The organism is Paraburkholderia sp. J8-2 (genome assembly GCF_905220195.1).
Classification (GTDB): Bacteria; Pseudomonadota; Gammaproteobacteria; order Burkholderiales; family Burkholderiaceae; genus Paraburkholderia.
On the sequence record NZ_CAJMZA010000030.1, the window covers coordinates 66,402 to 91,761 of the forward strand.

At 62.8% G+C, this 25,360-nt stretch carries 26 protein-coding genes; 11 read left to right on the plus strand and 15 right to left on the minus strand.

Annotated elements, in window-relative coordinates:
- Positions 1-141 precede the first annotated feature (141 nt).
- Complete coding sequence (locus tag U5A52_RS35605; protein WP_321938667.1) at positions 142-504, plus strand: BON domain-containing protein; 363 nt, start codon at positions 142-144, stop codon at positions 502-504.
- 87 nt (positions 505-591) lie between these two features.
- Here U5A52_RS35605 and U5A52_RS35610 read toward each other — a convergent pair whose 3' ends face one another.
- Positions 592-1,827, minus strand: a complete 1,236-nt coding sequence (locus tag U5A52_RS35610) for a condensation domain-containing protein (RefSeq protein WP_321938669.1) — start codon at positions 1,825-1,827, stop codon at positions 592-594.
- 164 nt (positions 1,828-1,991) lie between these two features.
- On the opposite strand from U5A52_RS35610, the gene U5A52_RS35615 reads away from it, so the two are divergent.
- From U5A52_RS35615 to U5A52_RS35630, 4 genes are all read left to right on the plus strand, one after another.
- Positions 1,992-2,216, plus strand: a complete 225-nt coding sequence (locus U5A52_RS35615) for a hypothetical protein (protein WP_321938671.1) — start codon at positions 1,992-1,994, stop codon at positions 2,214-2,216.
- Between the two features lie 14 nt (positions 2,217-2,230).
- On the plus strand, positions 2,231-2,782 hold the full coding sequence (locus tag U5A52_RS35620) for an RNA polymerase sigma factor (protein ID WP_321916185.1): 552 nt from the start codon (positions 2,231-2,233) through the stop codon (positions 2,780-2,782).
- On the plus strand, positions 2,779-3,717 hold the full coding sequence (locus U5A52_RS35625; protein WP_321938673.1) for an anti-sigma factor: 939 nt from the start codon (positions 2,779-2,781) through the stop codon (positions 3,715-3,717). The genes U5A52_RS35620 and U5A52_RS35625 overlap by 4 nt, the downstream gene beginning before the upstream one ends.
- A gap of 228 nt (positions 3,718-3,945) precedes the next feature.
- Positions 3,946-4,395, plus strand: a complete 450-nt coding sequence (locus U5A52_RS35630; RefSeq protein WP_321916183.1) for a universal stress protein — start codon at positions 3,946-3,948, stop codon at positions 4,393-4,395.
- A 47-nt stretch (positions 4,396-4,442) separates the two neighbouring features.
- Here U5A52_RS35630 and U5A52_RS35635 read toward each other — a convergent pair whose 3' ends face one another.
- Positions 4,443-5,486 (minus strand): sensor histidine kinase, encoded by a 1,044-nt coding sequence (locus U5A52_RS35635; protein ID WP_321938675.1) that lies wholly within the window; start codon positions 5,484-5,486, stop codon positions 4,443-4,445.
- A 261-nt stretch (positions 5,487-5,747) separates the two neighbouring features.
- Positions 5,748-7,028 carry an epoxide hydrolase gene (locus tag U5A52_RS35640; protein ID WP_321938677.1) on the minus strand — a complete coding sequence of 427 codons (1,281 nt, stop codon included), beginning with the start codon at positions 7,026-7,028 and terminating at the stop codon, positions 5,748-5,750.
- A gap of 337 nt (positions 7,029-7,365) precedes the next feature.
- Between U5A52_RS35640 and U5A52_RS35645 the strand changes: the two genes are divergently transcribed.
- Positions 7,366-8,157, plus strand: coding sequence for a response regulator (locus tag U5A52_RS35645; protein ID WP_321938679.1), 792 nt, complete (start codon positions 7,366-7,368; stop codon positions 8,155-8,157).
- Between the two features lie 299 nt (positions 8,158-8,456).
- Positions 8,457-9,659 (plus strand): cytochrome P450, encoded by a 1,203-nt coding sequence (locus tag U5A52_RS35650; protein ID WP_321938680.1) that lies wholly within the window; start codon positions 8,457-8,459, stop codon positions 9,657-9,659.
- Between the two features lie 32 nt (positions 9,660-9,691).
- Here U5A52_RS35650 and U5A52_RS35655 read toward each other — a convergent pair whose 3' ends face one another.
- The 9 genes from U5A52_RS35655 to U5A52_RS35695 all read right to left on the minus strand — a co-directional run bounded on the left by U5A52_RS35655 (position 9,692) and on the right by U5A52_RS35695 (position 18,614).
- Positions 9,692-10,525, minus strand: a complete 834-nt coding sequence (locus tag U5A52_RS35655; protein WP_321938682.1) for an alpha/beta hydrolase — start codon at positions 10,523-10,525, stop codon at positions 9,692-9,694.
- A gap of 183 nt (positions 10,526-10,708) precedes the next feature.
- A complete protein-coding gene (locus tag U5A52_RS35660) occupies positions 10,709-11,725 on the minus strand; it encodes an alpha/beta hydrolase (protein WP_321938684.1) in 1,017 nt (338 codons plus the stop codon).
- A 244-nt stretch (positions 11,726-11,969) separates the two neighbouring features.
- Positions 11,970-12,617 carry a response regulator transcription factor gene (locus U5A52_RS35665; protein WP_321938696.1) on the minus strand — a complete coding sequence of 216 codons (648 nt, stop codon included), beginning with the start codon at positions 12,615-12,617 and terminating at the stop codon, positions 11,970-11,972.
- 77 nt (positions 12,618-12,694) lie between these two features.
- Positions 12,695-13,066: a response regulator gene (locus tag U5A52_RS35670; protein WP_321916176.1), complete on the minus strand. Its 372-nt coding sequence runs from the start codon at positions 13,064-13,066 to the stop codon at positions 12,695-12,697.
- A gap of 130 nt (positions 13,067-13,196) precedes the next feature.
- Positions 13,197-13,928: a response regulator transcription factor gene (locus U5A52_RS35675; RefSeq protein ID WP_321916175.1), complete on the minus strand. Its 732-nt coding sequence runs from the start codon at positions 13,926-13,928 to the stop codon at positions 13,197-13,199.
- Positions 13,929-14,072: 144 nt separating this feature from the next.
- Positions 14,073-16,307, minus strand: coding sequence for a PAS domain-containing protein (locus U5A52_RS35680; RefSeq protein WP_321938685.1), 2,235 nt, complete (start codon positions 16,305-16,307; stop codon positions 14,073-14,075).
- Positions 16,308-16,543: 236 nt separating this feature from the next.
- Entirely contained in the window at positions 16,544-17,011 is a 468-nt protein-coding gene (locus U5A52_RS35685) for a RidA family protein (RefSeq protein WP_321938686.1), read from the minus strand.
- A gap of 130 nt (positions 17,012-17,141) precedes the next feature.
- A complete protein-coding gene (locus tag U5A52_RS35690; RefSeq protein ID WP_321916172.1) occupies positions 17,142-17,810 on the minus strand; it encodes a response regulator transcription factor in 669 nt (222 codons plus the stop codon).
- 333 nt (positions 17,811-18,143) lie between these two features.
- Positions 18,144-18,614 (minus strand): DUF3331 domain-containing protein, encoded by a 471-nt coding sequence (locus tag U5A52_RS35695; protein WP_321916171.1) that lies wholly within the window; start codon positions 18,612-18,614, stop codon positions 18,144-18,146.
- 418 nt (positions 18,615-19,032) lie between these two features.
- On the opposite strand from U5A52_RS35695, the gene U5A52_RS35700 reads away from it, so the two are divergent.
- From U5A52_RS35700 to U5A52_RS35710, 3 genes are all read left to right on the plus strand, one after another.
- Positions 19,033-20,115 (plus strand): catalase family peroxidase, encoded by a 1,083-nt coding sequence (locus U5A52_RS35700; RefSeq protein ID WP_321916170.1) that lies wholly within the window; start codon positions 19,033-19,035, stop codon positions 20,113-20,115.
- A gap of 183 nt (positions 20,116-20,298) precedes the next feature.
- Positions 20,299-20,844, plus strand: a complete 546-nt coding sequence (locus U5A52_RS35705) for an RNA polymerase sigma factor (protein WP_321916169.1) — start codon at positions 20,299-20,301, stop codon at positions 20,842-20,844.
- On the plus strand, positions 20,841-21,746 hold the full coding sequence (locus tag U5A52_RS35710; RefSeq protein WP_321938688.1) for an anti-sigma factor: 906 nt from the start codon (positions 20,841-20,843) through the stop codon (positions 21,744-21,746). Before U5A52_RS35705 ends, U5A52_RS35710 begins: the two co-directional genes overlap by 4 nt.
- A 51-nt stretch (positions 21,747-21,797) precedes the next feature.
- Here the strand turns inward: U5A52_RS35710 and U5A52_RS35715 are convergent, their stop codons facing one another.
- Positions 21,798-22,301 (minus strand): DUF3455 domain-containing protein, encoded by a 504-nt coding sequence (locus tag U5A52_RS35715; protein WP_321938690.1) that lies wholly within the window; start codon positions 22,299-22,301, stop codon positions 21,798-21,800.
- 293 nt (positions 22,302-22,594) lie between these two features.
- Here U5A52_RS35715 and U5A52_RS35720 point away from each other — a divergent pair, with 293 nt between their 5' ends.
- Positions 22,595-22,948 (plus strand): BON domain-containing protein, encoded by a 354-nt coding sequence (locus U5A52_RS35720; protein WP_321916166.1) that lies wholly within the window; start codon positions 22,595-22,597, stop codon positions 22,946-22,948.
- An 86-nt stretch (positions 22,949-23,034) separates the two neighbouring features.
- Here the strand turns inward: U5A52_RS35720 and U5A52_RS35725 are convergent, their stop codons facing one another.
- On the minus strand, positions 23,035-24,048 hold the full coding sequence (locus U5A52_RS35725) for a lysylphosphatidylglycerol synthase domain-containing protein (protein ID WP_321938692.1): 1,014 nt from the start codon (positions 24,046-24,048) through the stop codon (positions 23,035-23,037).
- A gap of 58 nt (positions 24,049-24,106) precedes the next feature.
- Positions 24,107-25,360: bacteriohopanetetrol glucosamine biosynthesis glycosyltransferase HpnI (gene hpnI, locus U5A52_RS35730; RefSeq protein WP_415774101.1), on the minus strand; the 1,254-nt coding region annotated here is incomplete at its 5' end.

The window sequence follows — 25,360 nt, forward strand, 5'->3', positions numbered from 1 at the left end:
GTATAGTGCGCCGTTGACATTCGTATAGGACGAACCACCTAACGTCTGATAGAGCCAGGACGGCCAGCGGTCTATGCTTCCCACCGGGCAAGACCCGCTTCGACAACCCCTCGTTCATACTCAACGTCAACAGGTGATTCCATGACGCTTCGCTCCAAGGCACTTACGGCCGCACTCGCCGCGCTGCTCTCCTCCGCCGCTCTCGCGCAAACCGCCACGACCGGCGACACGCCCGCACTGACCAAGCAGCAGATCCGCGCGCAAATGCGTGCCGACCGCGCCGCCAATCACGCATTGGCGAAAAAGGTCCGCGAAGCCCTGTACAAGGACCACGACCTGAACGACACGGACATCGCCGTGTTCGCCAATACGCGCACAGGCAAGGTCATCCTGGCGGGCACGATTCTCGACGAATCGCAGGACCAGGTTGCTCAGGACGTCGCAGCGAAAGTGCCGGGCGTTCAGCAGGTCGCAACCAAACTGACGCTGTACGCAGCACCGTGATAAGCACTACCCCGACGCTCCCGGTTTCACCGTAAGCGAGTGCGCCGGCCATGCCGGCGCACTTCAGGTTTCACCTCGGCCGCAACACTAGGCAACAACGGCCTCGCTCAGCACGACGCACACTTCATCGAGCAGTCCTGGCATGGCCGTGTAGCTCGCCTGCGTGAGACGCAACACCCCCCCTTGCGTGCAGACGCCCACGACCTGATCGTCCTTGAAGCCCGAACTCACGATCGGCCCCCATAGCGCCTTCAGCGCAAAACCTTCGTAGGCCGAAGCGACCGGCTCGCGGCCCAGGTTCGAAAGCAGCACGTCGAACGCCAGCATGTGCGAAAGAAAACCCGCGGTGTCTTCAACGGAGGGATTCGACGACATGAATGCATCCAGCGCTTTCGTTTCCTGTACGACCGATGCGTGCGTTTGCGCGGGTGCGAGCAGGGCCTTGACCTCGCGTGCCGCGTCCCAGAACGGTGCGCCTTGCGGACGATCGTCGACCGTCACGATCTGCGTGATGTACACGCCGTTGGCCTGGCCCATGCCGCCCACGGTTCGGCGCACGTCGATCGGCGAAACGGTACGCACCGAACGCTCGCGCCACGCCTGCGACAAGCGCCGCCCCGCTTCATTGACCGCTGCCGCGAGCGCGCCGTGCACTGTCGTGCGCTCCATGCGCGATCGCTCCACAACGGCCCGCGTGAGCGGCGCGCTGAGCGCAAGCGCGGCGACCTCGGCACGCGCGCCCGAAGCCGCGCGGAACACCTTGGGCTCGGGCGCCGGCGCCATCGCGCCGGGCACGGTGGCCGTGGCCATTTGCGCTCTCAACAGGCTTTCCAGCGGCTGCACGAGGGGCAGACTCATGAGCGAGCCGCCCGCGAGCGCGCACAACAGATCCTCCATCACATAGGCGCCGCCCATGCCATCGAGCACCGAGTGATGCGCGGCGAGAATGACCGTCGAGCCGCGTTCACCTTGCAGCAAGGTTGCACGCACAAGCGGTGCAGTTGACCAGTCGAACGGTGCGTTCATTTCGCTCGCCGCCTCGACTTGCCACGAAGCCCTCGCATTTTCCACTACGCGCAGGGGAATTCGCGCGTCGGGATCGCGATGAAACGCAGGGGCGCCGTCACGGCCGGCGACGATACGCGTGGAGAGCAACGGATGCCGCTGCTGGATCGCAAGCAATGCCGCATGCCACGCGCTGGGCTCGAACACGCGGTCGATTTCCGCGACGAGCGCGAAATGAATCGCCCGATTGCGGTCGAGCAGCCAGAACAAGTGTTCCGTACCGCCAAGCGCCCGCACCCAAGCGGGCTCCTGTTTCATGGTGTTTTCGCTATCCGCTTGCTGATTTCGCATGTGAATTCCGTGTTTTTGAAAAGGGAGTGAAACGTTGAACGCAATCGCTTCCCCAACAAGAACACCTGTAAAGCGCGCTGCATTCCACGATGCATGCGCCGATCAGCACGACGTTTTGTGTCGCAATGTGTATGGCTTCCGGCATTGATACAAACACTTTCAATCAGCAGCCGGCCGGAAATATGGCAGATACCTTCTCCGGTTGTAATTCGTTTTGTCTCCTGCCCGCGAGGCGCCCGGCCCGTCAAGAAGATGAAGGCGGCCGGCGATATCTGCGCGTATGGAATTTCAATCGCCCGCCGGGTGTTCTCGTCAAGGCGACGGTTTTGCCGCTTAACCCTATCGTCGAAAAATGAAAGCTACCGAGACGATGACTGTCGCCGAATTGTCGGCGCTCCTGCCTTCCATGCTTCCGCGATTGTGGGCGTTCGCGCTACGCATTTCGGGCGATCAGCATGATGCCGAAGACCTCGTGCAGCGGGCATGCGTGCGCGCGCTCGAACGCGCGCATCAGCTCGAGCCCGGAACCGCGCCGCTCAGCTGGATGTTCTCCATCGTTCAGTCCACGTGGCTCAACGAACTGCGCGCCCGCAATGTGCGCAACCGTTCGGGCATGGAATGGGATGACGGGTTTCTCGAAACTGTTCCCGATCCTTCCGCGAGAACGCCGGAAGAACAGGTCATGAATGGACAGATCATCCGCGCCGTTGAGCGATTACCCGAGGCGCAGCGCATTGTCATGCTGCTTGTCGCGGTGGAAGGGTTAAGCTACGGCGAAGCCGCCGAGGTGCTGGACGTACCGATCGGCACGATCATGAGCCGCCTTTCGCGGGCACGTCAGGCGATCGGCGCCCTGTTCAACGATCAGAAAAAAGAAAAGCGCGCGCCAAGCGCGGAGAACAGCAAGGAAATTGGGGCATGACTATGGATGACATCCTGCTCATGGCTTATGTCGACGGTGAACTCACGCCGCGTGAGCGCGAAGATGTGGAGAAGACAATTAGCGCGTCGCCCGAGATCGCGGAGCGCGTGGCGCTATTCACGGCGTCGGCGCTAAGGTATCGGCACGCCTTCGCACACCAGAAACTGCCGCCCGTTCCCAAGCGGCTCACGCTCAAGATCGAGCAGCTCAGCCGCGCGCATTTGGGCATGCCCGAGGCGGCGAGCAGCACGGACACCGCGCGCCGCGGCGCCACGGAACCTGCCTGGTTTGCGCGGCTTATCTCGCGTTGGCCGTTTCGCGTTGCGCTGCATCTGTCGCTGCCGGGTTTAGCCGTGACATTCGCCGCGGGCGTGCTGAGCTGCGCGCTCGTGCTGCGCCATGCAACAGACTGGGCGCGCAGCGACGGTGGTGCAGGCACCGGCGCGTTGCACGCCGCGGCCGCGAGCGTCTCGCCATGGGTTGCCGCGGCGGTGAACTATCAGCAGCTTTACACGCGCGACACGGTTGCCTTCGACGCGCTTACGCCGGAAGTGGTCTCGCAGGTGATCGCGCAGATTCACGTCGACGACGGCGTACCGATACGCGTGCCGGACCTGCGCCCAGCGGGGCTTACATTCACGCGCATTCAACGATTGCGTTTTCACAACAGACCGCTCGTGCAGATCGTGTATCTACCCAAAACGGGTTTGCCGGTTGCCCTGTGCGTGATGAAGGACGAGAAACCGGACGCGAGCATGACGCACGAGCGTGTTGAAAGCATGAATGTGTTGACATGGCGGCGTGCCAACCTCAGCTACGCGCTAATTGCGTCGCTCGACGACGATCAGTTGCTCGCAATCGGCACAGCGATTGCAAAGGGCCAGAGGATCGAAACCGTGGGCCAGGTTGCGCCTGCTGGCCATGCTTCGGGTTGACGGCTTGCACGTTTTGTCGACCACTCTGGATTCCGAAATATTCCGAAATAATCTTGTTGCCGCAAACATCTCGGCGTCACGCGAACGAGCACGCCGCCGGGAATAAACACCGATAACGGACTGTTCTGATTGCGCGGCCGGACAATTCACCCTTTGGGACGATTGCGCTGGCCGACCTTCATGTTCAATCAGGCGCCGCCAGCGGCTCCGTTACGTTATCGGCACACCATGTCTTCCTTTTCCCGCATGCTGCTCGTGTACGACGGCACGAGCGAAGCCCAGGCCGCTCTGCAACGCTGCTCGCAACTCTCGCTCGCCTTGTCCGCTCTCGTCGATGTCGTCGCCGTCGTCGATTCCGAAAGCGTGAACGCAAGCTGCGCTGGCCTGCTTACCGACGTTGCCTATACTCACCTCGAGGAAATGGCCCGCAACACGCTCAGCGACGCCGTCACGCGGCTGGCCAATATCGGCATTACCGCAAACGGCTTCGTCAAATTCGGGCGAATCGCCGATGTCGTGGCGCGCCACGCGCAAACGTTCAACCCCGACCTCATCGTGCTCGGCCACCGCTCGAGAGCCGGCCGCTCGCGGTGGTGGAACGTGCGTCCCGCTCATGTCGATCTCGCCGAGCGCTTGTGCGGAACGACCATCGTTACCGTGACGCTGGCGTCTGCCTAGACATGTGCAACACAGCGCCGATGCCCCGGCAATTCGACTTGCCCGCCTCACGCTGCTGTCAACGGCAGCGTGAGGCGGGCCTCGAGGCCGCCTGTACGCCGGTTTTCGAGTTCCAGCTCGCCGCGCATGGCGAGCGTGAGGCGTCGCGCAATCGCGAGCCCGAGCCCCGAGCCCGACGCCGAAGCCGCCGTTTCGGGCGCGCGATACCAGGCCGCGAACACCGTTTCCAGACTGGCGGGTGCGATGCCCGGCCCCGAGTCGAGTACGGCCAGCACGAGACGTTGCGCCTCGACTCTCACGTTCAGGCGGACATCCACGCCGTAGCGCAGCGCATTGTCGATGAGATTCACAAGCACGCGGCGCAGCGCATGGGGACACGTCACCACGGGACGCCCCACCTGCCCCTCGAGTTCAACGGTGCGCCCGGCGTCCCGATAGTCGGCAATCAGCGCGCCGAGCAAACTGTCCGCATCGACCGAACGCATGGGCTCCTGGGCGCTGCATTGCATGCGCGCGCAAGAAAGACTGCCCTCGACCAGCTCGGTCATCTCCGCAAGATCGCGGGCGAGCGCGCCTCTTACTGCCGCTTCCTCCACGAGTTCCGCGCGCATGATCATGCGCGTAAGCGGCGTGCGCAAATCGTGCGCATAGGCGGCAAGCACGTGAAGCAACTCGGCCTGGCGGCGCGCGCGATGGCGCGCGCACACATTGAACGCGCGAGCGAGACGCGCAATGACAGCAGGCCCCGCGTCTTCGGACAGGACCGCTTGAGCATCTTCGCCGAGGCCGCGCTCGACCATGGCCGCCATGCGCTGAACGGATACCTGCAACTCGGCGAACTTCAGCGCCACGAGCGCCGCCACGAGTATGGCGGGCAGCATCATGGGCAAGCCGTAGCGCGCAAGCTCCTGCCACGGTACGGCATGCGTTGCGTACGAGGCGTAGGCGCAGGCCGCCGCAAGCAACACCCATAAAGGCCGCGACCATGCCTCGAAAGAGCGCCACGCGCCGCCGGGCGACGAAGCGCGCACCGCGCTTGCGTGCAGCGACGCCTTTGGCGTATTCGATGGGTCGATGGCGTGCGCGTTCATATTCGTTCTCCTGTACTGGCCGGGCCTCACCCGGCCGGGCCACTTTGCACCACAGGGGAACGCGCGTATTAGACAGACAGCTGGCACGCTGCCTGGCAACATCGGCTTCGCGGTACGCCCTGCCCGGCAGCGCCAGAATAGGCCACCTCAGGCGTACGGCGCCATTATATGAACGTATATCTTCAAACCTACGGATGGGTAAAACGGCGCCGCTCGCGTCCCGCACGCCAGGAACGACGAGCGTGCGGGACACAGCGGTTTTTACGCGAGCTTGCGCATCGGCCTGAACCCGGCGCGAACCTCCTGTGCGAACAGGAGCGGTTCTTCCCAGGCCGCGAAGTGGCCGCCCTTATCGACTGTGTTGAAGTAGACGAGATTGTGATAACTGCGCTCCGCCCAGCTGCGCGGCGCCTGATAAATTTCTCCCGGAAACACGGTAATCGCCGCTGGCAAGCTGATATCGACCGCGTTGAAGTTATTCGAGTGATCTTCCCAGTAAATCTGTGCGGACGACGTCGCGCTGTTGGTGAGCCAGTACAGCGAAATATCGTCGAGAATCTCGTCGCGGGTCAGCGAACGTTCGGGAACACCGCCGCTATAAGTCCATTGGGAAATCTTGTCGTACATCCATGCCGCCTGGCCCACGGGCGAATCGGCGAGCGCGTAGCCCACCGTCTGCGGGCGCGTCACCATCATGGCCGAATAACCGCAGTTGTCGCGATAGAACACATTCAGCTTTTCGTACGCACGTGCCTCGTCCGGGGAAAGGTTCGCGGGTGCGGGCTCGCCCAGCGCAAGCAGCCGCGCAATATCCGGCGGCACGGTTGCCGGCATGTTCACGTGGATGCCGACCAAGCCCCTCACATGCTGCATGGCCATACGGTGCGAGACGACCGAGCCGCAATCGCCTCCCTGGGAAACGAAACGTGCGTAGCCAAGGCGCGCCATCAGCTCACCCCAGGCCCGCGCAATATGATCGGAGCCCCAACCCGGCGTGGTCGGCTTTCCAGAAAAGCCGAAGCCGGGCAAGGACGGCACGACCACATGGAAAGCGTCGTCGGCGCTGCCGCCGAAAGCCGTGGGATCGGTCAGCGGTTTGATGGCCTTGGTTAGTTCGAGAATCGAGCCGGGCCAACCGTGCGTCATGATCATCGGCAACGCATTCTCGTGTTTCGAGCGCACATGAATGAACTGAATATCGAGCCCGTCTATTTCCGTCACGAACATGGGAAATTCATTGAGTTTCGCTTCGCCCTTGCGCCAGTCATAATCGGTGCCCCAGTACTCGACCAACTGCTGCATGCGCGCGAGGCGAACACCTTGCGATTCGTCGGCCACGGTTTCTTTTCCAGGCCAGCGCGTATTGGCAAGACGCCGCCGCAAATCGACAAGCGCAGCGTCAGGAATGTTCGCCTTGAATGGACGGATTTTCGCGTTCGGCGTGTCGGCGTAAATTGCCTTGGGAAAGAGCGCAAATGCACCAGCCGCCGCCGATGCGGCTAGCAGGTGGCGTCGCATCGGAGAAAAATCATTCGAAGACATCGTTGGCTTCCTGTTCATGAGGGATAGTCGAATTGACGCGGCGACACGGCAACGCTTGTTTATTCGCGCTGACGATCGTTTCCGGAAAGTCGTCCCTCATTAAAGTCAGGCAATGTATCTCGTGTATGTCGGCAATGTAATCTTTCGTAAGCCGCACATAAACGCGGTCCACCCGGTTATATTTTTTATTACGGTGAAATACCCCTATACCAAGGTATATGACCTACTATCCTTAGTCATCTGTCGACTCAATCCAGAATGGAATGGTCCGATCGTCTGCATCCGGTTACGCTGCTGGCAGCGGTAAATAGGCGCCGCTGCTCCGCTTATGACGATCATGGAAAAAATCGATCACATACTGCTTGTTGACGACGACCGCGGCATACGCGAACTGGTTGCCGGTTATCTCCAGCGAAACGGCATGCAGGTCGCGACCGCGTGCAACGGCAGGGAGATGCATGAGTATCTGGGAAGGCATGCACCCGACCTCATCCTGCTCGACCTGATTCTGCCCGGCGAAGACGGTCTCGCGCTCTACCGCGGATTGCGCGAAAGCCGCCATCGCGCACTCCCCGTCGTCATGCTCACGGCCCGCTGCGATGTCACCGACCGCATTGTCGGGCTCGAAATGGGCGCGGACGACTATATGGCCAAGCCGTTTCAGGCGCGCGAACTGCTCGCCCGCATCCGTGCGGTGCTGCGCCGCACGCGCATGCTGCCGCCCGACCTGCAGCCCGTGGACGACACGCCGGTGCTCGGCTTCGGAGACTGGCGCCTCGACACCACCGCACGCCATCTGCTCGAATCCGACGACACGGTCGTCGCGCTCAGCGGCGCCGAATATCGCTTGTTGCGCGTGTTTCTCGACCACGCGCAACGCGTATTGACACGCGACCAGTTGCTCAATCTCACGCAGCGGCGCAACGCCGACCCGTTCGACCGCTCGATCGATTTGCTGGTGAGCCGGCTGCGGCAGAAGTTGAACGACACGGCACGCGCGGCCCGTTACATCAAGACACTGCGTAACGAGGGCTACATTCTTTCCACGCCAGTGACGGTTCACCACGACGCGCGCGAAGCCGCGCCCGGCAACCGTGCAAGCGTTGAAAGCGAAGCGCTCTGTTTTTAGCGGCCCCTGCCTCTCAACAGGACGTCGTTGGGTTCGAGCCGATCTACGCGCACGCCTGACCGCCGCTGCGCCCGGTGCAAACGCGGCACGGAATAAACGCCGGGGCTCGGGTGTTCCAGTGAGATCGGCGCATTCGGGCGCGATGGGAGGCATGATGCGGCTTACGGTACTCGGCGCCGGCGCGATCGTGCGATCGCGGTATGATCGCGGGCATCGCTACGCCTGCCAATCGCCTACTCCACACGCTCGTCAAGCTGCTCGAAAAACCCGCCACTCACGCCTGACGACCTCGCACACCCATGCAATTTTCCGACTTCTCCTCGCCTGCCTTCTACGCCAATCCGTATCCCCTGTACGAAAAGATTCGCGCAGCAGGGCCGATTCTGCCGGTTGGCCCCAAAGCCTTCGTGACCGGGCGCTTCGAGATCGTCGACGCCATGTTGCGCGACCCGCGCATGGGCAAGACCTATCTGCAAAGCGTGGCCGCGCGCTATGGCGCCGAGGCGACGGCGCAACCGGTGTTCCAGTCGCTCAGCCGTACCTTGCTGATGATGAATCCGCCCGCGCATACACGGTTACGCGCTTTGTTGATGAAGACCTTCAACGCGCGCGGCATCGAGAAGCTCACATCGATTGTCGAGGCGACAACGCATGAACTGCTCGAACGCGTGGCCTCGCACGCCGAATTCGATCTGGTCAGCGACTACGCGTTCCCGTTGCCCGTGCAGATCATCTGCCGGCTGCTCGACGTGCCCGTTACGGACGCGACCGCGCTAGGCGGCGCAGCAAGCCAGCTCGTCGCCGCATTCGATCTCGCGCCGCTCGACGAAAACGGCTTGCGCGCGGCCAACGAAGCCGCGCTCACGCTCGAGTGTTACTTTCACGGCGTGATCGAGCGTCGCCGCGCCCACCCCGGCGACGATCTGATTTCCGCCATGCTCGGCGTGGAAGACGAAGGGTCGCGGCTAACTGACGAAGAAGTCGTGTCGAATGCGGTGCTGCTCTTCATTGCCGGGCACGAAACGACGTCGAACATGATTGGCAATATGATGATCGCGCTCTTTCGCCATCCGCAGCAAATGGAGGCGTTAAAGCATGACCCGAAGCTATTGCCGCGGGCGATCGCGGAGTGCATGCGTTACGACGGCGCGGTGCAAATGCTGGTCCGCACCGCGCTCGAAGACATCACGATTGGCGAAGCCTCGCTCGCGCGCGGCTCCGTCGTGTTCATGCTGATCGGCTCGGCGAACCGCGATCCGGCCGCATTTCCCGCGCCCGACACGCTGGACTTCGCGCGCGGCACGAGCACGCCAGCGGTCGCGTTCGGCGCGGGCATTCACTATTGCCTGGGCGCGCGGCTGGCCGCACTCGAAATGGATGTCGCGATGCGCTCCCTGCTTGCCCGCTTCCCCGAGATCCGTCCTGTGAATCTGGACGGACTGGTCTGGCATCGCCGCAACAACCTGCGCGGCGTGACGTCCTTGCGCGTGCACACGCGCTGACGCAGTACGGTGCGCCGGGCTGCAATGGCTTGCTACCCGGCGGCCCGGTTTGCCTCGATGTCCGCGAGAAACCGCGTAAGTACCGGGTCGAATGTCTCCGGCGACTGCCAAAACGGCGCATGACCGAGCCCGGGCAAGCGCACGCATTGGCCGCCCCACAGGTTCCCATAGGATACCGAATCGAAATAGTCGAGATTGACGATTCGATCTGCGCCGCCGTTCACGACCGCGAGCGGTATCACGCTCGTTTCCACGATCTCGCGCTGGTCTGCATTGAGCCCCGCACGCAGGCCCTCGAACAAGCGCTTTCTCATGCGTCCATCGGCACGCGCTACGGCGTCGCGCAGGAACGGCTCGGCCGAGTCGCCGAAAATGCCTTGAACAAACGCGTCGATTTCCGCGCCGGAGAGATGTTCCCGGCTGGCCGCGCCCGCCTGTGGGAGACCCGTGAAGCCTTGTGCCATGGTGTCACGCCCGACCGGCGGCGTGCCGCTGATCATCAAACCCTTCAAGCCTGGAAAACGCGCGATCATGTCGATGCCGATATGACCGCCGAGCGACCAGCCGAGCACCACCGCTTCGTCAATGCCGAGTTCGCCAAGCAATTCGACCGCAGCGTCAGCCAATCCACCGCGCAAATAGGTGCGGCTCGGGTCCGGCGCATTGCTCGACTCGCCGTGACCGGGCAGATCGAATGCGATCAAACGATGGCGCGCAGCAAGCGGGCCGTCCAGTTGATGGCGAAAAACGCCCCGGTACGAAGAATTTCCGTGAATGAGCAGTACCGGCAAGCCTTCCTGCACGCTCTCCTCCAGCGCGATATCGCCATGCGACGTCTTGACGACGCGCCGAATCAGCTTCGTCATACGCGCTCCCTGAACTGCGCCGAATCGTGCGGTCGCCGCACTCGTCCGGCGCCAGCGTTCCACGCCGCACGCGCACTGCTCAATCCCGGATAGCGATGCAAACGCAGATTGCGAATACCCAAAACCTTGCCTCCTTACGGTACGTCGAGCCCCTCATCGCGGCCCACAGCGCTTCACGAGCCGCTACAGATGCTGGACTTGCAGCACGGCATCGGCAAACGCCTTCGGCGCTTCCTGCGGCAGATTGTGGCCAATGCCGCCGCTGATGTCGCGATGCTGGTATTTGCCCGTGAACTTTCCGGCATAAGCCGCCGGCTGCGGATGCGGCGCACCGTTGGCATCGCCTTCCATCGTGATCGTGGGTACTGAAATTGCCGGCGACTGCGCCAGCTTCTTTTCGATGTCGTCGTATTTCGCCTCGCCCTGGACGAGACCCAGCCGCCAGCGATAGTTGTGAATCACCACCGCAACATGATCGGGGTTCTCGAAGGAAGCGGCCGTGCGATCGTAGGTGGCGTCGTCGAAATGCCATTGCGGCGAAGCGAGGCGCCAGATCAGCTTGTTGAAATCGTGGCGATTCTGCTCGTAGCCCGCCACGCCGCGCGCCGTGGCGAAGTAGAACTGATACCACCACGCCAGTTCGGCCTGCGGCGGCAGCGGCTTCGCGTTGGCGGCCTGGCTGCCGATCAGATAACCGCTTACGGAAACGAGCGCATTGCAACGTTCGGGCCACAGCGCCGCGATGATGTTGGCGGTGCGCGCGCCCCAGTCGAACGCGCCGAACACGGCCTGCTTGACCTTCAATGCGTCCATGAACGCGACGATATCGACGGCAACAACGGCTTGCTGGCCGTTGCGCGGCGTATCGGCGGACAGGAAGCGCGTCGAGCCATAGCCGCGCAAATACGGCACGAGCACGCGATGCCCGGCCGCCACGAGTATCGGCGTGACCTCGGCAAAGCTGTAGATATCGTAGGGCCAGCCGTGCAGTAGCACAACGGGCGGCCCGTCCTTCGGCCCGGCATCGACGTAGCCGATGCTCAAGCCATTTGCCTGTACTTGCTTGACCTCGCCGAATGAAGCTGCACCCGCCGCCGATTGCGCACGGGCCAGTTCGCTCAAACCCGCGCCCACTAGCGCAGCGCCCGCAAGGCCCGTTCCGAGAATACGCCGGCGGCGTTCGTTGATCGGTTCCGACATGATCGCTTTTCTCCTGATAATCGAAGTCAAGGGAAAACTCTTGCGCGTGCTCACGCAAATTCGCCGCTCGTAAGCTAACTGGCGACTCATTCGTTGTCCCCAATAATTTCCTTGAGCTTACTCGCGCGGCGCAGCTCGAAGCGGGGAAACAAGAGACGCGATAGCGTACCACCCCGGCAAGAGACCGCACGATACGGCGATCGGTTTAGCGCACTATACGCAGGTATATCTGCGCAATGGCTTGCTAGCGCTTGCGATCGCGCGGCGGCGTCAAGCGCAGCATCGCCGCCATATTGACGAGTTCCGGCAGCGAATCGGCGCTCATCTTCTGCATGACCTTGCCGCGGTGCATCTTCACGGTAATTTCGCTGATACCGAGTTCCGCGCCTATCTGCTTGTTCAGCAACCCCGAAACCACGAGCGCCATGACTTCCTGCTCGCGCGGCGTGAGCGTTGCATGGCTGTCGTGGAGCGCGCGCAACGCCAGATAGCTTTCGAGGGCTTCACGGCTGCGCGCGATGGCGTCGTGAATGGCGTCGAGCAAGGTTTCGTCGTTGAACGGTTTGGTCAGGAATTCGACTGCACCGGCTTTCATCGCCTTCACGGTCATGGGCACGTCCCCGTGACCGGTGATGAAGATGATCGGCATATCGGGCCGGTCGGCGGCAATGCGCTGCTGCAGTTCCAGACCGTTGACCTGCGGCAGCGATACGTCCAGAACGAGGCAAGTGGGTGCGAAAACGCGCGGGTGGGCGAGGAAATCTTCGGCGCAAGCGAATATCTGCGCGTGCAGACCTGCACTGCGCAGCAATAATTCCAGCGATTCGCGCACGGAAATGTCGTCGTCGATAACAAAGACGATGGGCTCGGCTTGCGAACCGCCCGACGGCATGGCGCCCTGACTTGCTCCACCTGCGTGACCTTGAGGCACGTTATTCCTCTTTAATGCCCCGAAGCACTGAATCGCGCTCAGTTCTCGCCCAGCGCAACCTTGAGCGCCGCGAGAAGCGCCGTATCGCTGAAGGGCTTGAACAGGCAATCGCACGCGCCCTGCGCGATCAGACGGTCGCGAACGGCTGCGTCTTTGTGAGCGGTAATGAAAATGACCGGCACGTTCTTGCCAAGGCGCTTCAACTCGCGAAAAAGCCCCAGGCCGCCCATACCGGGCATGTTGATGTCGAGAACCAGACAATGGGTTTGATCGACGGCTTCAGACGCAAGAAAAGCCTCGGCAGACGAGAACACACTCACGGCATAGCCGAACACTCTCACCAGATCTGGAAGCGACTCCCGCACTGCTTCGTCATCATCGACCAACGTTACCAGCATGATTGCCCGCAATCAAGTCTCGTTGAGACCACTACTCCGCCCTCTGAGGATGCACCAGGCCGCGTGGGGAATCTACGGTACCTTGGTATCACTCAACTCAAAATCTGTCCGCAAGGAGCGCTAACACTCGCCATGCACCGCGTCAAAGCCGCGCTGAAGCGACGGCTGCCGCAAGGCGGCCCCTTGCACGCGTACCACCGGGCTGCCACGCAGCCGGGGCCTGCGGGCAAACCTTCGCGGCCATGATCACGAGTTCAGGCAAGGACCCTGCCTCCATTTTTTCCATCAGCCTGCCGCGATGCCCCTTGACCGTGATCTCGCTAATGCCTAGTTCCGCCGCCACCTGCTTGTTGAGCAAACCGCGCACCACGAGCGTCATCACTTCCCGTTCGCGCGGCGTGAGCGCGGCATAGCGCGCCTCCAGCACGCGGTTTTCGCTCTGCGTGTCGATCGCCTCGCGGCTGCGCTCGATACCGTCGCGAATGGCGTCCAGCAACGCTTCGCCGTTGAACGGCTTGGTGAAGAATTCAATGGCGCCGGCTTTCATGGCCCGCACCGTCACCGGTACATCGGGGTAGCCGGTGATAAAAATGATCGGCATGTCCGCACGCTCGGCCACGATCCGGCGCTGCAGATCCAGGCCGTGCAGATCCGGAAGCGAAACATCGAGCAGCAGGCAACTCGGCCCGCAAACGCGAGGGTGAGCAAGGAATTGTTGCGCGGCGCCGAACACCTGCGGCTGCCATCCCGCGCTGCGAATGAGCAATTCCAGCGATTCGCGCACGGACACGTCGTCGTCCACCACGAACACAACCGGAAGCGCCTGCGAGACGTTCGCGCACACCTGTCCTTCAGTTTCGCCAGGTCTTTGCATGGCCTCCTCGCTAATCTCCGCGCCCCATATACGTCAAGGCGCCAGACGCCCCTGAAGCAAACACCGCACGATGCCCGATCCCGTCGTACGCGTCCATCATACGGAGGTATGTATACGCGCCGCTCGCGGGCGCGCAGGCGTCATTTACGCGCCATACACGGGCAGCGAGAACGAAAAGATTGCGCCGGGACCATTCGTCGGGATCTCGGCCCAAAGACGCCCGTTCTGGCTTTCGATGATCGACCGGCTAATCGCGAGACCAATGCCCATACCGTCTTGCCTCGTCGTATAGAAGGCATCGAAAAGCCGCTCCGCGTCTTGCGGGTCGAAGCCGATTCCCGAGTCCCGCACGCTCAGGCGGACCGTTTCGTCCGAACCGGCCTCCGTCTTCACCGTCACGTGCCGGGGCCGGTCGTCCACCGTGCGCATGGCGTCCGCCGCGTTGCGCAACAGGTTCATGATGACCTGCTGCACCTGCACGCGGTCGCAGCCCGCGCAAGGCAGGCCCTCTGCGAACTCCATGCGCATGACGACACGCGCGCGGTCGAGATCGCTCTGCATGAGAGCGATGATGTCGCGCGCGGTGTGAGCGAGATCGACCGGTTCAATCGTGGCGCTGCGCCTCGTGAAAAGCGCGCGCAGCCGCGTAATGACGTCGGCGGCGCGGTTGCCGTCGCGGATCGTGCGCCGCGCCGTTTCCTGCGCGCCTTCGATATTGGGCGGCACGGCCGCCAGCATGCGCAGGCAGGTGCTCGCATTGGTCACGATACCGGCGAGCGGCTGATTGACTTCATGGGCAATCGAAGCCGTCAGTGCGCCAAGACTCATCACCCGCGCGACATGCGAAAGCTCCGCGCGTGCGCGGTCGAGCGCCTCTTCCGAACTGCGGCGCTGGCTGATATCGAGCGTCGTGCCACTATATTCCTTGCGGCCCGGACGGTCCGTCATGCGGTGCGCGATCAGATGCAGATGCTTGATGCGCTGGTCCGGCATCAATAGCCGGTGCTGGCATTCGATATCGCTTTCGCCGCGCCGCCCCTGCTCGATGAACTGCGCGACGAACCCCATATCCTCCGGGTGCGCGCGCTCGGCAATACGCGCGAGCGTCACGGGCGTGCCGGGCTCGAACTCGAAGATGTGGTAGATCTGCTCCGACCAGGCAATCTCATCCGTGTCGGCGTCCCACGAGAAGTTGCCCATTCTGGCCAGCGCCTGACCTTCGGCCAGAAAGGCCTCGCTGCGCCGCAACTCTTCCTCGGCGCGCTTGCGATCGTCGATGTCGATGTTGATGCCATACCACTTGACGACGTTTCCATCCTGGTCCCGCAATGGACTCGTGCGAAACAGAAACCAGCGGTACTGGCCGTCGTAGCGCTGCATGCGCGCTTCCGCGGCGCCCGGCATACGGCTTGCCATGATGTCGGTCCACGCGGCCATGAGCCCCGGGAGGTCGTCCGGATGAACCGCCTTGGTCCATTCGTGGTCCTTCACCTGCGAGAGCGTTCGCCCGAGATAGTCGAGGTAGTACTGGTTGTAAAATTCGCCCGTCCCGTCCGGGCGCGCTGACCAGACGAGCGCGGGCAGTGCGTTGATGGTCTCGTTGAGGTGGCGCTCGCTCTCCGCGAGCGTGATCTCGGCTCGCTTCCTGTCTTCGATATCGATGCACAGCAGAAACCAGCGCAGAATGCTGCCGGTGCGATCGCGCAGCGGAAATCCGCGCACGTTGACCCAGCGGTACACGCCGTCTGCGCGACGATGACGGCTTTCGACGTTGTACGTTTTGCCGCTTGCAAGCGAGGCTTCCTGCGCGGCAACCGCCTCGTCGAGATCGTCCGGATGAACGATCTCGTGATTGCGCCAGTCCCTGAGTTCCTCGAAGGACTTGCCAAAATAATCGAGCGTGAGCTGGTTTTGCCCTTCGACCTCGCCTGTCGGCGACGTCACGGTAACCGGTACGGGAATGCATTCGACGACCAACTGCAGATCGAGCGCTTGCCGGTCGAGCGCTTCCTGCGCGCGCCGCAAGTCATCGATATCGCTGCACGTCGCGCACCAGCGAACGATTTGCCCTTCGGCGTCGCGAACTGGACTGATTTGAATATCGAACCAGCGATGCTGGCCGTCGAAGCGCCGCAGGCGCGCCGCGATGCCCCCAGGCTCGCCGCAAGCGAGAATGGCGCGACGCTGCTCGAGCAGTTCCGGCAAGTCGTTGGCGCTTACCGCGTCCAGCCACTGCGAGCCCGATGACGCCGCAAGGCCAAGGCCCGTGTATTCGGACCATTTCCGGTTGACGAAGTCGACCCGGCCGTCGGGTAGCGCAGTCCATGCCATCACAGACAGCGCATCCAGCACGAGGCCGGGATCAAGGGCCGATCCCATCATTTTTCTGATAATTACGAGCAGGCGTCAGCGTTTCAAACATACGCAAAAGCTCGCGCTCAGGCATGTTTTACGCGGATTATCCGGTCTGACCAGAGGATTTTGGGATTATTGCATGCGAAAACAGGCGTCGCAACCGCCCATTGTTCCGGAAAAGCCGGCTAATTTCGTTGCGCACGCATCGGACGGACGCCGCGCCACGCGGCGCAGCCCCGGGGCCGCAATGGCCTGATTGCTCAGTCTGCGATTTCGACGGTCAATTCGATCTCGACGCAGGCATTGAGCGGCAACTCCGCAACGCCCACCGCCGAGCGCGCGTGCACGCCCGCCTCGCCAAACACCTTCGCAAGCAATTCCGAAGCGCCGTTCGTCACGAGATGCTGCTCGGAGAATCCCGCCGCCGAATTGACGAAGCTCGTGAGCTTCACGATTTGCTTGACGTGGTTCAGGTCGCCGATTTTCGCATGCAGCGTCGCGAGAAGATCGATGGCGATCTTGCGCGCGGCCTCACGGCCCGCTTCGGTGCTCAGCGTGGCGCCCAGCTTGCCGGTCACGACCGCGCCGGCATCGCGGGCAAGGTGGCCCGCCAGATAGACGGTACCGCCGCTGCGAACGCTCATGGTGTAGGCCGCAGCCGGCGAACTGACCTGCGGCAACTCGATGCCCATCGACTTGATCGTCTCGTAGACGTCACGCTTTTCCATCGCACTCTCTCCAATTGGATAATTTCAAGGTGGAGTGCAAAAGATAACGGCAAAGGCAGAAAATAAACGCTAGATCATTGGGTGATGAACGCATCCAAAAGATTGGGAGAATATAAACCGTGGTATTAACTTACTCCCCGGACGGTTCGATCCCGAGTGCGACGATCTTGCGCACCAACTCGGCAACGGAGCGCACATTCATTTTGCGCATGGCCTGTCCGCGGTGGATCTTCACCGTGACCTCCGCAATGCCCATTCTCGAAGCGATCTGCTTGTTCATCAGCCCCGCCGCAACGTTGAGCAGCACTTCGCGCTCGCGCGGCGTCAGTGCGTCCCAGCGCTCGCGCGTTTCGACGAGCGAGCTGTCCGCTTCCAGACGTTGCGCGTCGCGCTGCAGCGCGGCGACCACGGCGTCGATCATGTCCTGATCGCGAAAGGGCTTGGTGAGGAAGTCGATTGCGCCCGCCTTCATTGCTTCGACCGTCATGGCAATGTCGCCGTAGCCCGTCATGAAAACGACCGGCATGGGCGAGCGTTCCTGCATGAGGAGCGACTTCTGCAGCGCCAGGCCGCTTTGACCGCGCAGGCGTACGTCAAGCACAACACACGATGGCCCCGCTCGCCTGGGCGCCGCGAGGAACGCTTCGGCGGAGTGAAAGGCGTGAACCTCCAGGTCGATCGAGCGCAGCAGGCTCGTGAGTGCGTCGCGCACCGAATCGTCGTCATCCACGATATAGACGATTCCGGCAGGAGTGTTGACGCAAAGGGCAGCCGACCGGTCGGTCACAGTGTTTAGCATCTACGATAGTGTTCTGCAGTGTTACGTTGTGCGAATCGAACCAACATGGACACCGCCCAATACCCATGGGACGCCAATGGTCGACTCACCCGCTGAAGCGCCAGCCGAGCGGCCGACGTCAGCCGCTAGCTAGCGCAATCCTTGCAATGCCAAGCCTGAAGCTTACATCGCGCGTTCATGCGAGGCTGTAGTACTTTGGTATTGGGGAAGTCCGGCTGCGTCGATGCAGCCCGATCACTGGCGGGAAAAACTGACGGGAAGAAAAAATCCCAAATAATGAATTTCAGGCGCCTGATTTTATTGTTTATACGGCGCAATGCTCGCTATTTGAGCTTATTCGGGGTCGGCCAGACGAGCGCCCAACGCTTCCAGCGACACGGCCAGTATCATCGCTCCAGAATTCAAAGGGACCATGTAGCGCCGCGCTAACGGCCGGAAAACGGCATCGCCTCGCTTGATACGCTCTCCGGAAAGTACGCAGACGCCCGATTTTCTGGCGATTGCCCGTTTCCAGACCTGTTCGCGGTAGCTGCAGCGCGTCGGATCGCTCCACGACAACGTGAACGAAGAATTGGCCAGTCGCTCTTCGATTGTGACCGTGCAGCTTGCGTAGGTGTTGTCATCCGCGGGCCGGAGGTCGTTTCGCGTGCGCGTCGCGCTTGCGCGGCGCGAAACACTCGTCCGCGAAGCCGGCGAGGCAAGCAGGCCGGAGACCACGTGTGCCCACGGATTGTGCGGGCAGTCGGGCGTTGCCGCGTCCACGCAGTCGCGTGGTGCATGGGTTTCGTCGTTGGCATCGTCCACACCACGGGGCCGCGCGAGACGCATGCTTTCGCCCGGGCCTGCGCCATCGAGTGCGGTTCCCGCGTATGTCGACCTCCACGAATCCAATCTCACCACGGCTAACTCCCATGTTCTGGATGAGCGTGACTGTCACGCGTGCCCCGTCTCGCGAAGCCGGAACGTCCTGTGTATTGCGCCGACCGATTTCCAATAACTGAAGCTTAAGGAGAAGCGCGGCAACCAGGTATTCTTCCCGCGCATAGGCTGAGTGACGCTTTTGGATGGCGACCCCATACCTTGGTATACATTCAACCTTCAGTACGCACTGAATAGCGGGAAGCGGATTACCATATCGGCCTCGCCGCACAACGGCAAAGCACGAGATGCATAGCGGGCCTTTCAATTCGCCGGCGGCGGCGCGAGGCTCCTGCGCCGATTTATGTCCCGTCTTTCGCATTCGCAAGTTCTTTTCCGGTACGCATGCATTGCGCTCACGCTTGCGGCGCTTGCCGCGGCGTTCGCCTGGACCGCGGGCTGGATACATTGGCCCGGCGCCCAGGCCGCGCTCACGCCCAGCCGGCTCATCGACGCGTTCGAACGCAGCGCGGGCAAGCACCCCGGCTTTCGCCGCAACCACGCGAAAGGTATCTGCGTGAGCGGCTATTTCGACAGCAACGGCAATGGCGCCGCGTTGTCCCGCGCGAGCGTATTCGAGCGTGGACGTACGCCGCTGATTGGCCGCTTCTCCGCGCCTGGCGGCAATCCCGCCGAAGACGACGCAAACACGACCGTGCGCAGTTTCGCACTGCTTTTCGCGATGCGCGACGGCGAGCAATGGCGCACCGGCATGAATTCCGCGCCAGTATTCGCGGTGCGCACGCCACACGCGGTGTACGAACTGCAAGAGGCCATGCAGAACGACAAGCGCACCGGCCGCCCCGACGCCGCGAAGCTCGATGCGTTCTTTGCGCAGCACCCCGAAACCAACGCGCTGCGCGACTGGCTCGCCGCGCATCCGCCGGCTTCCGCGTTTTATAACGCGAGTTATTACAGCATCGATGCGTTCCGTTTCACGAACGCAAGCGGCGACGTGCGATTCGTGCGCTGGAGCGTCGTGCCCGATGCGCCCTATGCGCCCTACGCGCCGGTAGACACGCGCAGTCCGAGCGCAAGCGACCCCGACTTTCTCGCGCACGGCCTGAGGGTGCGATTGCAGTCGGGGCCGGTCAGCTGGCATCTCATGCTGACACCTGCGGGCGCGGGCGACCCGGTGGACGACGCCACACGCGCCTGGCCCGCCGAACGCGAGCGGCATCGTGTCGACGCGGGTACGATCGTCATCGATCATGCGCAAGCGCAGATCGATGGGGCCTGCCGCGACATCAATTTCGACCCAACGGTGCTGCCGGTGGGCATTGCGCCCTCTGACGACCCGCTGCTCGCCGCGCGCGCCGCCGCTTACGCAGTGTCGTTCGACCGGCGTACGAGCGAAGAAGCGCAAGCTGGCGTGAAAGGCCACTGAAGGCCGTTGAGCGTCGCCCCTTCACAACCCAAACGCCGGCATGGAATAAAGCGCATCGCCCACGTGTTTCGTTACAAGTTCACCCAAAAGGCCCGAGCCGCGCCCCCCTGATCAGACGGTCGCACACGACCGCATCGCGCGCGCCAGTCCGGATTGAACGGGGATCGTGGAGAAAACCCTTCGATGAGCGGTACAGACTTACCGGCCATGCTACCCGCGATGATTCCGCGGCTGTGGGCGTTTGCGCTGCGCCTCTGCGGGGATCAGCACGACGCGGAAGATCTCGTGCAGCGCGCCTGCCTGCGCGGGCTGGAACGCGCGCATCAGCTTCAACCAGGCACGGCTGCGTTGAGCTGGATGTACTCCATCATGCATTCCACATGGATCAACGAGTTGCGAGCCCGCAGCGTGCGCAAGCGCGCGAGCTTCGAGTGGGACGACGATTTCCTCGAGAATCTCCCCAATCCCGTCGATAATGGCCCCGAAATGCAACTGATGCACAGCCAGATCATCGAGGCGGTCGAGCGCCTGCCCGAAGCTCAGCGCGTGGTGATGCTGCTCGTCGCGGTCGAAGGCATGACGTATCAGCAAGCCGCCGACGTGCTCAAGGTACCCATTGGCACCGTGATGAGCCGGCTTTCGCGGGCGCGCCAATCGGTCGGCGTCATGTTCAGCGGGAGAGCGCCGAAGGCGCCGCCTGCCCCGCAGCACAAGGACTCAATCGCATGATTGCCGACGACGCCCAGTTACTCGCCTATGTGGACGGCCGCCTGTCGCCCGACGAGCGCGCCGCGATCGAAGCGCAGTTGCGCGAGTCCGACGAGGCGCGCAAGAAGGTTTCGCTGCTGCGCGCCTCGCAGGTCGACTTCGCAGGTGCCTTCGCTGAGCAAGCGCTGCCGCCCGTGCCCGAATCGCTGCGCCTGAGCATCGATGAAATGGTGCGCGCGCAACCTTCTGCGAGTGCAAACGACAAGACGACGCCGCTCTCCGAACAGCAAGCTTCCGCGCCCGTGAAATCGCGCCTGCGCCGCGTACCGGTCTGGCTCGCGGCGGCGTGCGTGGCGGGTGCGTTCGTGGCCGGCCAGTTCGTGCGCTTCGACTCGCTGCTCGGGCCTGGGGGCCCGGGCTCCGGCTCCGCACAACTGGCGAGCGCCTCGGAGATGTCGCCGTGGGTGCAGGCGGCGGTTGGCTACCAGAGGCTTTATACGCGCGAGACCGTTGCGTACCGGCAGGACGATCCAACGCTCGCCGCGAAGGTCGTGGAAGACATCCGCCGGGACGACCGTCTCGCGCTGCGCGTGCCCGACCTGAGCAGCGCCGGGCTCACCTTCAAATCGGTGCAGCGCCTGCATTTTCACAACAAGCCGCTCGTGCAGATCGTTTATCTGCCGCGCAGCGGGCCGCCCGTCGCGCTGTGCGTGATGAAAGACGCGCGCCCGGACGAAGCGGTCGCTTCCCGCACCGTCGACTCGATGGGCGTCACCACATGGCGGCAGAACGAGTTGACGTACGCACTCATCGGGCAGACCAGCGACGTCGATCTGGCGGAAATCGGCAAACGCATTTCCAACCTCGATACGGCTGCGCTATTCAGCGAGGCGCAGCAAGCCGGGCCGATGCGCAGCGGGTAACGGATAACGGCTACGCGTCATGCCAGCAAGACCGTTCAGTGATGAGCCTTCTTACTGATAAAAGAGGTAAGTCGCGAGATAAGGCGAACTACCCGACTCATGCTCGGCCGTGCACGGCGCAGCCGGCTTGACGCCGCCAACCGTCCTGACCCGCTGCACGTAGCGCACGGATTCGAGCAGGCCCTGCGTGCCTGTGGAGTGCGTCGCGAGCAGAAGTTGCGGCACGCTATCCGGCGTATCGCTGGGCTTTTGCGCGACGAGTTTTCCTTCGACGCGGCTGCCGTCGCGTGCTTGCCACGCGGGTCCGGCGGAATGTTCGATCACGGCCGCGCCGTGCGCGTCGTAGAGCGTTGCGCGCGGCTGCTGGAACACCCATCCGAGCGTGTGATCCGCGCCGTATTCGCAGGTGTAAATCTGCACGCCCGCAGCATTCGCGGTCAGAAACGGCTGTGCGCCCGGGATATCGAACGATTGCGCTTGCGCGAGCGCCGCGCTCATCATCAAAACCAGCCCTGCCCCAATTGCAATCGGCTTCCCGCGTGAAAGGTGATTCATGGAGAGGCTCCTTTAGGCTGCGCGGCCGACCCAGTGCGGTGCGCTCTTGCTCAACAGCCCGGCGCGGAAAACTATTCCATCGCTATCGGGTTGGGCTTTGAGGCTCAGCGCGTGAGTCTGATTTGTATCCCAGTGTATATAAGGCCCTTTTTGATACGCAAGATTGCACAGGCCACTTTTCTCGACACATGCGCGATACGTCCTGCAGTTCTAATGCATTCCACATTGATCACGCTTTCCCAAGGTCGTTTGACTGAACACGTTAGTCCAACCGCAACGTCAAGAGGTGAACCATGAACCTTCGTAACCAGGCCCTCACGGGCGTATTCGCCGTGCTGCTTTCTACTTCCGTTCTCGCGCAAACCGCGGCGCCCGCGGCTCCCACGAAGGAGCAGGTTCGCGCGCAAATGAAGGCTGACAAAGCAGCGAACAAGGCCTTCTCCAAGACCGTCTGGCAAGCCGTCTACAAGACGAAGGGTCTGGAAGACACAGACATCGCCGTGTTTTCCGAAGCGCGTACGGGCAAGGTCATTCTCGCGGGGATGATCATGGACGCTTCGCAGGAACAGATCGCGCAGGACGCCGCGGCGAAAGTGCCGGGCGTTCAGTCGGTCACCAGCAAGCTGACCGTGTACGAAGCGCACTGAACGTCGACTGCGCGTCGACTGCGCGTCGATTGCGCGGCGCACGCCGAATCCGGCGTTCCTTCACGCTCGCCCGGCGGCCAGTGCCTTTATTGGACGCGCCGGGCGCGTGTGGCCGCGCCCTCTGTGCGGCGCCTTGACGGCCGGCCATATTCGGCGGCCTGCCAGGCAAGCAGTCCGGGCAAATAGAACATCAGATCGCGTACGCGCCTTGCGCCCGCGAGCGCGAGGCAGGTGGGCGCGTCGAATCCGAGCAGTCCGCCTATCACGACGAAACCGCCTTCCTGCACGCCGAGGCCGGCGGGCACGAGAAACGCAATGCTGCTGAGCATCTGGATCAGCGCTTCGATTACGAACGCCTGCATGAAGGTCGCATCCGTGCCGAGCACACGCAGCGCGATCCAGATTTCAAGCGCGTAGCCGAGGCATTGAAGCGTTTGCCAGATGAGCACGTAGCGCACGACCACGCCGGTCTGCCGCCAGATCAGCTTGAGCGATAAGTCGACGCGTACCGACTTGCCCACGAGATCCACGACCTTGCCGCTCGTAACGCGGTTGAGCGTGCGTGCCGCCCGCTCGAACGGCCGCGCGTGCTGCACGAGCGCAAAGAGCACGAGCAATGGGATGAACCCAGCGAGACCCCATGCGAAACGCCCCACGAAGCGCGCGGTATCGGAAGAAGAATGTTCGAGCAGATAGCCTGCAGCGATCAGCGCATAGAGAACCTGGCTGATCAGCGTGAGCTGCATGTCGGCGATCAGGCTCGCGACCGCCGTGGCCGGCCGCACGCCCGCACGGCCGAGCAGGCGAAACGAAACGAGCTCTCCGCCCACGCGCGCAACGGGCAGCAAACCGTTGATCGACTCGCGTATCCATACGAGTTTGAGCATCGCCGCGAACGACGGACGCTGCGCCGCGCGAATCAGACTGCGCCAGTCCCACGCATTCGCGCACATCGGCAGGATATGCACGGCGGCCGCCAGCACGAGGCCCATGCCCGCGCCGCGCAACAGTTGCAGCACCGCCGCAGGATGTTCGCGCCATACGAGCCACACGGCGATCGCGAGACCGACCAGGGCGGCGATACGTCCCATGTGCTTCATCTGCGGGTGCTCTCCAGGCTCTGCTCCCGTCTCATTGTGCCCCCCTCAACTGTGACGCTCAGCTCTCGTGGACTGGCGAAAGCATGCCATTCCTGTCGACGCGAAAGCGCGTGCCGCGCCAAACGACGCCAGACGAACAAAAGCTCGCAACGTAGATCGCGAACTGGACCATTTCCCAAAGGGGTAAGCATAACAGTCCGCTGGACTTGTCACCGGTCGCGCGATCGGTTCTCCAGATCAGCCACGCGCGCGCGCAGAGCGCCACGGCGGCCAGCATCCACGCCGGCGCGGCCCCGCCGGACAACGCCACCGCCAGCATGGCGAGCGCGAACGGATGCATCAGCACGGCGCCCAGATGCCCCGAGCGGTCTGCCGCGCGCACGGTGCGGCTCCAGCGCAATTCATGCGCAAAGAGCTGGGCGAACGTATTTTCCACGCACGCGTGCCGCACGAGAATGGGCGGAACGGAAACTTCCGCGCCGGCACGGCGCACGGCCTCGCCAATCGCATGATCTTCGGCGAGGTGATGCGCGAATTGCGCAAGGCCGCCAATGCGTTCGAGCGTGTCACGCGTCATGGCGATGGACTGGCCGAAACACGGCCGCGCGCGCCCGATTGCGAGCCCCGTGACAACGCCGGGCAGGAAGTGATAGTTCGTCAACGCCGCCGCCACGCGAGGCCAGAATCCGGGCGCGCACAGGCCGCGATAGACGGCGGTCACGAGACCGACGCCGGGCTGCTGCAGCGCGCCGACCACCTGGCGAAGATAGTTTCGATCGACGAGCACGTCGCTATCGGCAAAGCACAGCACGTCGTGCTCGGCCTTCTCCAGCATGTTCACGAGATTGGCGATCTTGCGGTTGGGACCGTACAGGCGCGAGTCGGCGACGACCGTGATGTGCGCGCCGGGGTAGCGCACGCGTAGCCGCTCGATGGCTTCGAGGGCTTCATCGCGTGCGTCGTGAACGCCGAAGAGATACTGGACTTGTCCAGGATAATCCTGCTCGAAGAAGCTGGCGAGATGTTCCTCGAGGTGCCATTCGCCGCCGTGCAGCGGCTTGGCGATCGTGATTGCCGGAAAGTCGCGCGGCGCAGCCACCTCACGCGCGAAGAAACGGCCGACCAGCGCGCTGGCCGTGCACGTATAGATAATGCCGAGCGCCGCGCAAAGACCGATAAGCACCGCTAGCGAATCGAAGAGCAGATGCGAGAACCCGGGCAGTGCAGTGCGCATGACTTCAATTGCCGCAGCGGCAACGGCAAGCGCCGTCACGGCCATCGCAACGATGGCGCCCGTTCGCCCCGTCGCGTG

What these genes read in the sequence shown, in the direction of transcription:
- U5A52_RS35605 (WP_321938667.1), top strand. Translation starts at nt 142, where the DNA reads ATGACGCTTCGCTCCAAGGCACTTACGGCCGCACTCGCCGCGCTGCTC.
- U5A52_RS35610 (WP_321938669.1), bottom strand. Translation starts at nt 1,827, where the DNA reads ATGAAACAGGAGCCCGCTTGGGTGCGGGCGCTTGGCGGTACGGAACAC.
- U5A52_RS35615 (WP_321938671.1), top strand. Translation starts at nt 1,992, where the DNA reads ATGGCTTCCGGCATTGATACAAACACTTTCAATCAGCAGCCGGCCGGA.
- U5A52_RS35620 (WP_321916185.1), top strand. Translation starts at nt 2,231, where the DNA reads ATGACTGTCGCCGAATTGTCGGCGCTCCTGCCTTCCATGCTTCCGCGA.
- U5A52_RS35625 (WP_321938673.1), top strand. Translation starts at nt 2,779, where the DNA reads ATGACTATGGATGACATCCTGCTCATGGCTTATGTCGACGGTGAACTC.
- U5A52_RS35630 (WP_321916183.1), top strand. Translation starts at nt 3,946, where the DNA reads ATGTCTTCCTTTTCCCGCATGCTGCTCGTGTACGACGGCACGAGCGAA.
- U5A52_RS35635 (WP_321938675.1), bottom strand. Translation starts at nt 5,486, where the DNA reads ATGAACGCGCACGCCATCGACCCATCGAATACGCCAAAGGCGTCGCTG.
- U5A52_RS35640 (WP_321938677.1), bottom strand. Translation starts at nt 7,028, where the DNA reads ATGTCTTCGAATGATTTTTCTCCGATGCGACGCCACCTGCTAGCCGCA.
- U5A52_RS35645 (WP_321938679.1), top strand. Translation starts at nt 7,366, where the DNA reads ATGGAAAAAATCGATCACATACTGCTTGTTGACGACGACCGCGGCATA.
- U5A52_RS35650 (WP_321938680.1), top strand. Translation starts at nt 8,457, where the DNA reads ATGCAATTTTCCGACTTCTCCTCGCCTGCCTTCTACGCCAATCCGTAT.
- U5A52_RS35655 (WP_321938682.1), bottom strand. Translation starts at nt 10,525, where the DNA reads ATGACGAAGCTGATTCGGCGCGTCGTCAAGACGTCGCATGGCGATATC.
- U5A52_RS35660 (WP_321938684.1), bottom strand. Translation starts at nt 11,725, where the DNA reads ATGTCGGAACCGATCAACGAACGCCGCCGGCGTATTCTCGGAACGGGC.
- U5A52_RS35665 (WP_321938696.1), bottom strand. Translation starts at nt 12,617, where the DNA reads ATGCCGTCGGGCGGTTCGCAAGCCGAGCCCATCGTCTTTGTTATCGAC.
- U5A52_RS35675 (WP_321916175.1), bottom strand. Translation starts at nt 13,928, where the DNA reads ATGCAAAGACCTGGCGAAACTGAAGGACAGGTGTGCGCGAACGTCTCG.
- U5A52_RS35680 (WP_321938685.1), bottom strand. Translation starts at nt 16,307, where the DNA reads ATGGGATCGGCCCTTGATCCCGGCCTCGTGCTGGATGCGCTGTCTGTG.
- U5A52_RS35685 (WP_321938686.1), bottom strand. Translation starts at nt 17,011, where the DNA reads ATGGAAAAGCGTGACGTCTACGAGACGATCAAGTCGATGGGCATCGAG.
- U5A52_RS35690 (WP_321916172.1), bottom strand. Translation starts at nt 17,810, where the DNA reads ATGCTAAACACTGTGACCGACCGGTCGGCTGCCCTTTGCGTCAACACT.
- U5A52_RS35700 (WP_321916170.1), top strand. Translation starts at nt 19,033, where the DNA reads ATGTCCCGTCTTTCGCATTCGCAAGTTCTTTTCCGGTACGCATGCATT.
- U5A52_RS35705 (WP_321916169.1), top strand. Translation starts at nt 20,299, where the DNA reads ATGAGCGGTACAGACTTACCGGCCATGCTACCCGCGATGATTCCGCGG.
- U5A52_RS35710 (WP_321938688.1), top strand. Translation starts at nt 20,841, where the DNA reads ATGATTGCCGACGACGCCCAGTTACTCGCCTATGTGGACGGCCGCCTG.
- U5A52_RS35715 (WP_321938690.1), bottom strand. Translation starts at nt 22,301, where the DNA reads ATGAATCACCTTTCACGCGGGAAGCCGATTGCAATTGGGGCAGGGCTG.
- U5A52_RS35720 (WP_321916166.1), top strand. Translation starts at nt 22,595, where the DNA reads ATGAACCTTCGTAACCAGGCCCTCACGGGCGTATTCGCCGTGCTGCTT.
- U5A52_RS35725 (WP_321938692.1), bottom strand. Translation starts at nt 24,048, where the DNA reads ATGAAGCACATGGGACGTATCGCCGCCCTGGTCGGTCTCGCGATCGCC.